The organism is Kitasatospora cystarginea, from assembly GCF_039533515.1.
Taxonomy (GTDB): Bacteria; Actinomycetota; Actinomycetes; order Streptomycetales; family Streptomycetaceae; genus Kitasatospora; species Kitasatospora cystarginea.
Window position 1 is genome coordinate 27,327 of record NZ_BAAATR010000056.1, and the last position, 10,973, is coordinate 38,299.

Annotated in this window: 10 protein-coding genes; 1 reads left to right on the forward strand and 9 read right to left on the reverse strand. The window is 72.5% G+C overall.

Going from position 1 to position 10,973, the window contains the following annotated elements; genetic code table 11:
• Positions 1-63: 63 nt before the first annotated feature.
• Positions 64-243, reverse strand: a complete 180-nt coding sequence (locus tag ABD369_RS36420) for a hypothetical protein (RefSeq protein ID WP_344640933.1) — start codon at positions 241-243, stop codon at positions 64-66.
• A gap of 163 nt (positions 244-406) precedes the next feature.
• Between ABD369_RS36420 and ABD369_RS36425 the strand changes: the two genes are divergently transcribed.
• Positions 407-1,267 carry an alpha/beta fold hydrolase gene (locus tag ABD369_RS36425; protein WP_344640934.1) on the forward strand — a complete coding sequence of 287 codons (861 nt, stop codon included), beginning with the start codon at positions 407-409 and terminating at the stop codon, positions 1,265-1,267.
• A 63-nt stretch (positions 1,268-1,330) separates the two neighbouring features.
• Here the strand turns inward: ABD369_RS36425 and leuA are convergent, their stop codons facing one another.
• From leuA to ABD369_RS36465, 8 genes are all read right to left on the reverse strand, one after another.
• Positions 1,331-2,896, reverse strand: coding sequence for a 2-isopropylmalate synthase (leuA, locus tag ABD369_RS36430; protein ID WP_344640943.1), 1,566 nt, complete (start codon positions 2,894-2,896; stop codon positions 1,331-1,333).
• An 83-nt stretch (positions 2,897-2,979) separates the two neighbouring features.
• The gene (locus tag ABD369_RS36435; protein WP_344640935.1) at positions 2,980-4,419 is read right to left on the reverse strand and encodes a DHA2 family efflux MFS transporter permease subunit; all 1,440 of its coding nucleotides are present in this window, start codon (positions 4,417-4,419) and stop codon (positions 2,980-2,982) included.
• Positions 4,416-5,594 carry an AMP-binding protein gene (locus ABD369_RS36440; RefSeq protein ID WP_344640936.1) on the reverse strand — a complete coding sequence of 393 codons (1,179 nt, stop codon included), beginning with the start codon at positions 5,592-5,594 and terminating at the stop codon, positions 4,416-4,418. Before ABD369_RS36440 ends, ABD369_RS36435 begins: the two co-directional genes overlap by 4 nt.
• The gene (locus ABD369_RS36445) at positions 5,591-6,592 is read right to left on the reverse strand and encodes an ATP-grasp domain-containing protein (RefSeq protein ID WP_344640937.1); all 1,002 of its coding nucleotides are present in this window, start codon (positions 6,590-6,592) and stop codon (positions 5,591-5,593) included. Before ABD369_RS36445 ends, ABD369_RS36440 begins: the two co-directional genes overlap by 4 nt.
• A gap of 16 nt (positions 6,593-6,608) precedes the next feature.
• On the reverse strand, positions 6,609-7,424 hold the full coding sequence (locus ABD369_RS36450; protein WP_344640938.1) for an alpha/beta fold hydrolase: 816 nt from the start codon (positions 7,422-7,424) through the stop codon (positions 6,609-6,611).
• Positions 7,417-8,892 (reverse strand): class I adenylate-forming enzyme family protein, encoded by a 1,476-nt coding sequence (locus ABD369_RS36455; protein ID WP_344640939.1) that lies wholly within the window; start codon positions 8,890-8,892, stop codon positions 7,417-7,419. Before ABD369_RS36455 ends, ABD369_RS36450 begins: the two co-directional genes overlap by 8 nt.
• Positions 8,893-8,949: 57 nt before the next feature.
• Positions 8,950-9,636, reverse strand: a complete 687-nt coding sequence (locus tag ABD369_RS36460; RefSeq protein WP_344640940.1) for a class I SAM-dependent methyltransferase — start codon at positions 9,634-9,636, stop codon at positions 8,950-8,952.
• A 200-nt stretch (positions 9,637-9,836) separates the two neighbouring features.
• Positions 9,837-10,766 (reverse strand): LysR family transcriptional regulator, encoded by a 930-nt coding sequence (locus tag ABD369_RS36465; RefSeq protein WP_344640941.1) that lies wholly within the window; start codon positions 10,764-10,766, stop codon positions 9,837-9,839.
• Positions 10,767-10,973: the final 207 nt, after the last annotated feature.

Sequence of the window (10,973 nt, forward strand, 5' to 3'; positions counted from 1 at the left end):
ACCCGCGCAGGTGATGTCCCACATCCTAGCCGTCCTTCTGACCTGCTCCGAACCACCCCCCCATCAGCGAGGCGGGACGACCCTGCGGCCACGCTTCCGGAGCGCGGAGACGACCAGCGCGGTGAGCGTGAGCACCGCCACGCCGATGCCCACCACCCCGGCGTAGCCGCCCAAGAGTGCCTGCGTCCCCGAGCTCACCAGCCCCACCACCAACCGCACGAACAGCCGTCCCAGATATCGCATCCGCGAACCGTACCCGACCCGGCGAGCACCGGAAGAGGGGACCTGTCGCAGTCGTCCCGGGGCCGGCTTTCACCGCGGGCGAACCGGCCGTGTCGCCTGTCGCCGTCGGCCGTTGACCGACATGGGCAGGAGTCAAAGCCCGTGAGCATCAGGGAGGTTGGCGGTGCAGAAGGCACGGATCGATGGGACGGACATCGCGTACGAGGAGGCCGGGTCCGGGGAGACCGTCGTTCTGGTCCACGCCGGGTGTGCGGACCGGCGGATGTGGCAGGAGCAGTTCGCGGCGCTCTCCGAGCGGTACCGCGTGATCCGTTACGACTGGCGGGGGCGGGGCGCTTCGGGGGACGCGGTCGGCTCCTTCGCCCATCACCGTGATCTGCTCGCGCTGATGGACCGGTTGCAGGTCCGGCGGGCGGCGGTGGTCGGCGCGTCCGACGGCGGGAGGATCGCGCTGGACGCGCTGCTCACCGCTCCGCACCGGTTCCGGGCCCTCGGCCTGATCGCGGCCGGGCTGTCCGGTCACCAGTGGCCCGCCTCCCTGGTCGACCGGGCGCGGCGGCAGGTGCACAGCCTCGTGCCGAGCGAGCGGCTGCGCCACTACCAGCAGGGCGCCGCCGAGCGGATCGAGCCCGGTGACCTCGACGCCGTCGCCGAGGCGGAGGCCGAGCTGTTGGTGGCCGGTCCTGACCGCACCCGGGCCGTGCTGCCGCCTCGGGTCTGGGAGCTGGCCGTGGCCATGGACCGGCTCACCCGGGAACGGATGTGGGGCGGCCCGCGGTTCACCGAGCAGCAGCTGTGCCCGCCGGCCAAGGAGCGGCTGGCCGAGGTGGCGGTGCCGACACTGGTCGTCGCGGGGCTGGCGGACGCACCGGAGATCCTGGCCGCATCCGCCCTGCTGGCCGAGGGCATTCCCGGGGCCCGTCGACTCGACCTCCCCGACACCGGCCATCTGCCGCCGGTGGAGCGGCCGCAGCTGGTCACCACCGCGCTGACGGACTTCCTCGCAACGACCATGCCCTGGTAGGTGGTTGGGGTGCAGGGGCGGGGAGAGCGGCTGTGACGCCCAGCCAGGCCTCCCCGCCCGCCCTCAGACGCGCCGGGACCTGCCGACCGCGCTCGCCACCGCCCGCCGCCGTGCGGTCGCGGAGTCGGCGCCGCGGCCGACCCCCCACAGGTTCCGCCCGTCGACCGAGCAGTGGGCGTAGGCGACGACCTCCGCCGCCCCGTCCGTCGAGGTGCCCCGCGTCTGCTCCGCACACGTGAGGACCTCCAGCCGGAGCGGGTCCACCGCCCCCTCCGCCTCCGGGTGCTCCGCAGCGACCTCCAGGTACTCCGCCGAGAACAGCGCGCCCAGTCGCTCCGCCGTGATCTCCCCGCCGATCGCGTCGGCGTGTTCCTGGACGATCCGGGAGAACTCGATCTGGAGCCGCCGCGGCAGCTCCAGTCCGTGCTCCTGCCGCATCAGGTACGCCACTCCGCCCTTGCCGGACTGGCTGTTGACCCGGATGACCGCCTCGTAGGAGCGGCCCACGTCCGCCGGGTCGATCGGCAGGTACGGCACCGTCCAGGCGGTCCGCTCCACCGGCACCCCGTCCTCGGCGGCCTGCCGTTCCATGGCCGCGAAGCCCTTCTTGATCGCGTCCTGGTGCGACCCGGAGAAGGAGGTGTACACCAGGTCGCCGCCGTATGGGTGGCGGGCGGGCACCGGGAGGCCGGTGCAGTCCTCGACCGTACGGCGGACGCGGTCGATGTCGGAGAAGTCGATGCCGGGGTCGATGCCCTGGGCGTGCAGGTTGAGGCCGAGGGTGACCAGGCAGACGTTGCCGGTCCGCTCGCCGTTGCCGAACAGGCAGCCCTCGATGCGGTCGGCGCCGGCCAGTACGCCGAGTTCGGCGGCGGCCACGGCGGTCCCCCGGTCGTTGTGCGGATGCACCGAGAGGGCGACGTACTCCCGACGGGTCAGGCTGCGGCTCAGCCACTCGACCTGGTCCGCGTAGACGTTGGGAGTGGTGCGTTCCACCGTGGAAGGCAGGTTGAGCACGATCTCGCGGCCCGGCCCCGGCTGCCAGACGTCCATGACCGCCTCGCAGACCTCCAGCGCGAAGTCCGGCTCGGTCTCGTTGAACAGTTCCGGCGAGTACTGGTAGCCCAGGTCGCAGTCGCCGAGGAGCTGGTCGGCGTACTTCATCAGCTGTCCGGTACCGCGCACCGCCAGGTCCCGGCACTCCTCCCGGCTCGTCCCGAAGACCACCCGGCGGAACAGCGGTGACGTGGCGTTGTACAGGTGGACGGTGGCCGCGCGGGCTCCCACCAGGCTCTCCACGGTGCGTTCGATCAGCGCCTCGCGGGCCTGGGTGAGCACGGAGATGCGCACTCCGTCGGGCACCCGCTCCTCGCGGATCAGCCGGCGGACGAAGTCGAAGTCGGTCTGGCTGGCGCTGGGAAAGCCGACCTCGATCTCCCGGTACCCCATCGCCAGCAGCAACTCGAACATCCGCAGCTTGCGGTCGGGGCTCATCGGCTCCAGCAGTGCCTGGTTGCCGTCGCGCAGATCGGTGGAGAGCCAGCGGGGAGCCGCCGTCAGCGTCCGGCCGGGCCAGGTGCGGTCCGGCAGGTCCGGTGTCCGCAGCGGCGCGTACCGCGCGGACGGCATCCGCGCACCACCCCGGTGGGCCGCTGCACCACCCCGGTGGGCCGGTACGGACCGCAACCGCGTGCCGCCGTCGTGAACCGCCGTCACCCGCCGCTCCTTCCGCAGTCCTGAGCTGCCGCCCCCGCCGAAGCGGGTTCGGCGGCCGGCTTCGCCGAGACGTCCCGCCGGGCCGCCGCGCAGGCCACGGCACCGAGCAGGATGACCGTGATGGGCAGCGCCATCGAGGTGCGCATCGTGCTCACCCCGCTGCGCGCGTCCGCGGTCTGCACCTGTACCAGGGCGCCGACCGCGGCGGTGCCGACGACCGACCCCAACTGCCGTACGGTGTTGAGCACTCCGGAGGCGGCGCCGACCACCGCCGGGTCGACGCCGCGCATCGCCACCGCGGCCATCGGCGCGATCAGGCAGCCGTTGCCCGCTCCCACCACGACCATGGGGGCGACGAACGCCGCCCACGGCGTCGCCGGGCCCATCACCAGGGCGCTCCACAGCATCCCGACCGCCGTCAGCACCATGCCCGCGAGCAGCACGAACTTGCCGTCGATGCGGTCGGAGAGGCGGCCGGTGAAGGGGGCGAGCGCCATCGAGACGGCGGAGGCCGGGGCGAGCGCGAGCCCGGCCTTCAGCGCGCTGAAGTGCAGCACGGACTGGAAGTACAGCGAGAGCAGCAGCATCAGCCCGAGCACGCCGATCGAGACCGAGGCCGAAACGGCGTTCATGACCGTGTAGTTGCGGTCGTGGAAGAGCTGGAACGGCACCAGCGGCTCCTCCGCCTGCCGCCGGCGCTGCTGGGCGGCGAAGGCGGCGAACAGCGCCGCGGCGGCGAACAGCAGCCCCCAGATGACGGCGTTCCAGTGGTAGCGCTCGCCCTCGGTCAACGCGAAGGCGAGGCAGAAGACCGCCGCCGAGGACAGCGCCACTCCCACGAAGTCCAGCCGGTGCCGGGCGCCGCCCTGGCGGAGGTCCGGGACCACGGTGAAGACGGTGGCCAGGACGACCGCGCCGACCGGCACGTTCACGAAGAAGATCCAGCGCCAGCCCAGTTCACTGACCAGCAGGCCGCCGAGCGCCGGGCCGGCCACCGCAGCGACACCGGCCACCGCGCCCCAGACCCCGAGCGCCGCGCCGCGCCGCTCGGCCGGAAAGGCGCGCACGATCAGGGTCATGGTCTGCGGCACGAGCAGGGCCGCGCCCACTCCCTGCACCAGCCGGGCGGCGATGAGTTCGGCGGGGTTCTGCACCAGCCCGCAGACCAGGCTCGCCAGGGTGAACACGGCGACGCCCAGCGCGAAGAGCTGGCGCGGACCGCGCAGGTCGCCCAGCCGGCCCGCGGTGATCAGCAGTGCGGCGAGCACCAGGATGTAGCCGTTCAGCGACCACAGCACCGCGTCGAAGGAGGCGTGCAGGTCGTCGATCATGCTGGGAATGGCGATGTTGACGATCGTCAGGTCCAGCAGGGTCATGAAGAACCCGAGCGACAGGACGATCAGGATCGCCCACGGATTGCCGCGGAGCCGGTTCATGCGACACCTGCCCCGTCGGTTTCGGCCTGCTGCCAGACCATCGCGGGCACCTTGTTGGTGCGCTCGATCCGGGTGAGCCGCTCCACCCGCCGGGCCCGCAGGGCGTCGGGGTACTGCCTGGCCACCGCCGCGAGGTGGTAGAACCCGCCGATCAGCCGGCCGCGCACCGCCTCCGCGTCGGCAGTCCCGGTGAACTCGAGCGTCAGCGCGCTGGCCGCCTTGGGCGAGTCGGCGCTCCGGGTGAGCCGCAACTGGGCCTCCAGCACGCCGGGTTCACCGCGGACCAGGTCGACCAGCTCGCTCACCTTGAACAGCGCGCTGCGCAGGGTCACCGAGTCGTCCGCCCGGCCCAGCACCCGCAGGGCGTCGGGCCGGCCGCAGCGGCACTCGACGGGGGCCACCCGGTCGCCCAGCCGGTAGCGCACCACGGGCACCGTCCAGCCCTCGCCGACCCGGCTGAGCAGCGCGCCGTCCTCGTCCGGTTCCATCACCTGGTCGGGCAGCAGGTGAAGGGTCGTCTCGTCGCAGCCCGGCTGGTTGGTGCACATCACCCAGGTCTCCACCGAGCCGTAGTTGCCCCACAGCCCGGCCTCGGGGAACGCCTGGCGGACCAGCTCGCGCTTGTTGCCGGTCCACGGTTCGGCCATCCAGATGACGGTGCGCACCGGGAGGGTGCCGCCGGCGTCGATGACGCCCTGGGCGAAGTCGGCGAGCCCCGTCGGGGTGCCCGCCAGGGCGTCCACCCCGACCTCCGCCAGCATCGGCAGCCAGCCGGCCACCTCCGCCGGGGAGTAGGGTCCGGACGGGATGACCGTGCAGCCGCTCCGCTCGGCCAGCGTCTGCATGTAGTAGTGCGATCCCCACATCCGGCCGGCGTTGAAGAGGTTGAGCAGCACGTTGCCTGGGCGCAGCGGCCGCCAGTGCTCCAGGAGCCGGGTGAGTCCCATGCCGTGCGGGACGTAGGTCAGCTTGGGACGGCCGGTGGTGCCGCCACTGGACATCAGCACGCTGCCGGCGCTGCGCGCCGCCGCACCGGTCAGCGCGTAGATCTCGGCGGGGCCCGTGACGGCCAGGTCGGCGAGCTGCCGCGCGGCCGGGGGGACGGGCGCCCCGCCGGCCTCGGCCAGGGTGCGCGCGTGTGTCAGCAGCCGTTCGGTCGGTATCTGGCCGATCATCGGATGGCGTCCTTCCGGTTCAGGAACTGCCGGTGTGCGTCCGCGTACGCGGCGAACCGGTCGGCAATGACCTTCCGCTGCTCGCGCTCGGTCTGCTCCGAGTCGGCGAACCCGACCGCGCCGTCCGGCTCCACCTCCGAGAGCCAGAAGCGCTCGCCGTCCCAGAGGAAGTCGACGGCGATGTACGGCATCGGCATCCGCGCCGCCACGTAGTCGACGGTCTCGGCGAGTTCGGGCGGCAGCGGCACGTGCTCCATGCCGCCGCCCGAACTCAGGTTCGCGGTGAGCGACGCTCCCTTGGGGATGCGGCGCAGCACGGTGTGCGGCTTGCCGCCCACGACCCACACCCGGAAGTCGTTGATGCCCTCACCGAGGTAGGGCTGGCAGACCAGGGCGGTGTCCGCGCCGGACGCGATGCCGGCCACGCCCTTCAGTTCCTCGGCGTTGCGCACCAGGCAGACGCCCATGCCCATGCCCCAGTAGGCGGGTTTGACGATGGCCGGGTAGCTGAGGGAGGCCAGCGCCGCCTCGTAGCTGCGCTGCGCGGTGTCGCGGCCGGTGCCGATCCGGACGGTGGGCACCTGCGGCAGCGGGCTGTCCGCGAGGTGGAGCATGGTCGCCGCCTTGTCGTTGGCGATGAACGACAGGTGGGGCGGGATGGGCAGGTAGAAGCCAGCCTGTTCGAGGATCGTGTACAGGTAGAGCTGGTTGCAGACGTCCACGGTGTGGTGGGGCAGCGACCAGAGCGAGGTCACGAACACGGTGTCCTCGGGGGTGACGCGCTCGCCGTCCAGGTAGACCTTGGGGCCGCCCGGGCCACAGACGTCCACGGCGACCTCTTCCGGCTTGTGCAGGGAGAGCGCCCAGCCGCCCTCACGGGCCACCTCCCGGTAGATCCCCCAGACGTGCTTCCATTCCTTGTCCCGCATCCGGTCGGTGCCGCGGTCCGGGTAGATCCAGCACAGCCGGCGGGTCGGGGCGGCAGGGGCAGTGGTCATCAGCAGTCCGCCTTCGTCATCGGGCCACCCAGGAGCGGATCGTCCGCTGGAAGCGCTCCGGCTCCTCCAGGAACGGCAGGTGGCCGCTGTTCTCGAACACCTCGAGTCGGGCCCCGGGCACGGTGTCCGCGAGCCGGCTCCCGACGGCGCTGGGGTAGATCCGGCTCCGCGCGCCGTGCACGAAGAGCACCGGCACCGGCAGTGCCGCCAGCCGTTCGCGCCAGTCCTGGCGCACCACGTCCTGCCAGAGCTGCTGTCTGGCGGCGGGCGAGCAGGTGGCGACCGCGTCGGCGAGCCTCGCCAGTAGGTCGGGGTCGGGGACGGTGCCCTCGGCGAAGTAACCGGCCACCTGGTCGGCCGCGACGGCCCGGTCCGTGCCGGCGAGGTTCTGCCGGACGGTCTCCGCGTCCGCGGCGGTGAGCCGGCCGAACGCCGCGTGTTCCCAGCCGTCCTCGTACAGCAGGTACGGGCTCTGCTCCACCGACACCAGCCGGGCGACGCGCTGTGCGCCGTACCGCTCCAGGTAGCGGTAGGCGACGGTGGCGCCGAGTGACCAGCCGACCAGGGTCACCGCCCGCAGGTCCAGCTTCCCGGCCACCGCGTGCAGGTCCGCGGCGCAGCGGTCGATCCCGACCGGTCCGGTGCCCAGTGGGGTCCGGCCGTGGCCGCGCAGGTCGAAGGTGACGACCCGGTGGTCGCGGGCCAGGCCCTCGGCGGTGGCGGCGAGGAAGGCAGACGGTGCGCCGAGCCCGTGCACCAGCAGTACCGGCGAACCTTTCCCGGTCTCCTGGTAGTGGATCGACTGTCCATCTTCCAGGAGGAGTTCAGCCATGGTGCCACTCGCCGACCGGACCGAGGGCACCGCTCTCCCAGCGGCGGCGCAGGGCCGGCTTGTCGGGCTTGCCGACCGGAGTGTGCGGGATGTCGTCGGTCAGCCGGATCGAGGCCCGCAGCCCGTGCCGGTCCAGCACCTCGGCGACGGCCTTGCGGAGTTCCTGCTCCGGCCGGTCCGGGTCCGGGTGCAGCACCAGCAGCACCTCGTCGGAGTACCGGTCCGGGTGGGCCGGCAGGGCGGCCGTCTCCAGCACCGGGCAGCCGGCTGCGATCTCCTCGTCCAGCACGGGGGCGAGCAGCGGACCGCCGGCGGCGGCCAGGGTCTCGGTGACCCGGCCGAGCACCCGCAGCGTCCCGTCCGGGCCCCGCTGGGCGACGTCTCCGGTCCAGAACTCCTCACCCCGGAAGGTGCGGGCGTTCGCCTCGTCGCTGCCGACGTATCCCTCGCTGGTGCAGTCCGAGATGAGCACCAGCTCGCCGAGGTCGGGCCGGTCGGCCGCGAGCGGTTCCAGCCGGACGCCGACGCCCTCGACGGGGACCATGCCGACGCCGGCCTGGAGCACGTCGGACATGTTGCCCATGGCCAGGCCGAACTCGGTGGAGCCGTAGATCTGCCGGATGTGGATTCCCAGCACCTCGGCGGCGTCGGTCAGTTGCGCGGCGCTGACGTAGGCTCCGCCGCACAGCGGGCGGCGCAGTCGCGACAGGTCCGGCGCCGGGCGGCCCGCGGCCGCCCGCACGTACTCCTCGTAGTGCCGCGGCAGGGCGCTCATCGCGGTGGCCCGCCTTTCGGCGATCTGCCGCAGCAGGACGTCCGGCGCGGCGTCCGGGTCGGCCAGCACCAGTTCCGCGCCGGACAGCAGTGCGGCGAAGACGTGCAGGTCCGTGGCGTGCGCGACGTCGAGGGTGTGCCGGCAGAAGAAGACGTCGTCGGCGGTGATGCCGGTGTCCGCCAGCCAGCGGCGGCGCTCGCGCAGGAAGCGGTCCTGCCGCCAGACCATCTGCTTGGGGAAGCCGGTAGACCCCGAGGTCCACAGTGAGCGGAACAGCCCGTCGTACCGCTCGCCCGCCTCCCGGGGCGAGGCCGTGGCGGCTTCCAGGGTCTCCAGCCGGACCCGCGGCGGGGCCTGGTCGGGGAACTCCCGCTGGTGGTCGGTGACGATCATCCGGGGCCCGGTGAGGCGCAGTGCCGTGGCGATGTCGGCGCGGTCGAAGTTGCTCATCAGCGGCACGTAGCGGGCGCCGATGCGGGCCGCGGCCAGGATGAGCGCCACATAGCGGATGCTGTTGCGCAGCGAGCAGGCGATCACGTCCCCGGCGCCCACGCCGTGCCCGCGCAGCCCGGCGGCCGTGCGGTCGATCAGGTCTAGCAGTTCCGCGTAGCTCGCGCTCGCCCCGTCCGCGGTGGTGACGGCTCGCGCGTCGGGCCGCCGGGCGGCGATGTCACGCAGCGCTTCGTAAAGCACGGTTCACCCTTCCGAGCCCGTCCGCGGTTCGTGGTGTGCGGAGCGCGCCGTGGGCGGTCACGATCCGTTCCAGCCCGCGTAGGTGGCGAAACGCCAGTCCTTCGCCAGGCAGTCGGCGGTGGTGAAGCCCGCGTCGCGCAGCCACTGGATCTGGGTTTCGACGTCGATGGGAATGTCGTGCTTCATTCGCTCACGGCCGGCTGCCCATTCCTCCGCCGGAGTGTCGGACGCGAGCACGTGCGCCTCGTGCTGCCGGTCGTACATCTTCTCCAGCTCGGACGTGGGCGCGAGCACCTGCTCGACGTTGACGAATATTCCGCCGGGGCGCAGGATCTTCCGGATCCGCGTGAACAGGTCCTGCTTGTCCTGGTGTTCCAGGTGGTGGATGGAGAGGGCGGACACCACGGCGTCGAAGGGCCCGGCGGGGAGCTCGTCGAGGTGGTCGGCCACCCGGATGGCCACCTGGTCGTCGTCGGCGAACCGCTGGCGGGCCTGCTCCAGCATCGCCTGCGAGCGGTCCTGGAGGAGCAGTTCGGCGTCGGGGAGCCGCTCGCGCAGCGCGGCGCCGAGCAGGCCGGTGCCGGCTCCGAGGTCCAGGATGCGCGCCGTGGCCGGCACTGACATGGCCACCACGCTCACCGCGCTGCCGTAGAGGAGGTCGAACGACGGGATGAGCTGCCTGCGCAGCGCGTCATAGGTTTCCGGATTCCACAGTTCGATTCTGGGGGAAGCGGTCTGGGACATGCCTCTGTTCCTTTCCTCACAAGACCTGGGGAATGGCCGGGGAAACCCTCCCGGAAATTCCACGAATTACACCGGTGGTGCGGGCCGAAAATGATTTCAAGATCACAGCATGTTCACGCCAAGGCTAAGTGTCCGCCGCTCAGGTGCGCAAATCACTCTTCCTTATCCGTTTGATAAGCGCCGGCCATTCGACTCACCGGTCAGCCGACCAGGACGCGGTCGGTGCCCGGGCGCCTGGCGGCCTGCTGGGGGTGGCCGGGGACCGGCTCCACCCCGGTGATCGGGTAGGCCCGCAGGGCGCGCTGGGCCGCGCGGAGGGCCACCTCGACCACCCCCGCGGGGACCTGGGGAGCCACCGCCAGCGAGACGGGCATCGGCTCGGGGACCGGCAGCGCACCGGCGGGCAGCCGGCGCAGCCCCCACAGCTCGTCCGCGTTGGCCAGCAGGCAGGTCACCCCCAGGCCGACGGAGACCGCGGCGCGCAGCCCGGCGAGTTCCGGCCCCTCGTAGGCGATCTGCCAGGGCAGGTCGTGGGCGCCGAGGGTGTCCAGGAGGTGCCGCCGCAGATTGCACGGTTCACCGCACAGCGCGAGCGACAGCGGCCCGCCGGCCGACCCCGGGTCGGCGCCGAACCAGGCCAGCCGCATCGCCCCGAGGAACCTGGTCCCGTCCTCCCTGGGCGGGCGCAGCAGCAGGGCGACGTCGAGCTCTCCGGCCGCCACCCGTGCCGCCAGCGGCTCGCCGAGTCCCAGGTGGATGGTCGGGCGGACTCCGGGCAGGAGTTTCACCAGGCCGGAGAGGAAGTCCGGCAGCGCGCCCTCCAGTTGGGGGCAGAGGCCGACACTGAACTCCGTCACCTCGTGCGGTGCGGTGATCCGCGCCACGGCCTCGTCGTTGAGCGCGACGATCCGACGCGCGTAGCCGTACAACTCCTGCCCGGCCGTGGTGAGTTCGAGCTGGCGCCCGGTTCGGGCGAAGACCGGTCCGCCCAGCACCGCCTCCAGCCGCCGGATGTGCTGGCTCACGGCGGGCTGGGTCAGCGACAGCTTCTCCGCCGCCCGCCGGAAGCCGCCGGCGCTCATGATGGTGACGAGCGTCCGGAGCTGGCTGACGTCCAGATTTCGGTACACCGGGTGTCCCTCCGTGTCGGTGTGCGAGGGCACGGGCTCGGAACGGGACCGCTCACCGAACCCCCGCCCTCCCGGCGGACCTGACCGACCGGCAATAGGGAGCGTGGATCAAGGAGCGGGTCGAGAGCCGAGTCTGGGCGTGCATCGTGCGGGGGTCCCCCCGGCCGTCAGGCTGGGGGAAGAGAGCGCAGCGGCGCTGCGCGCGAC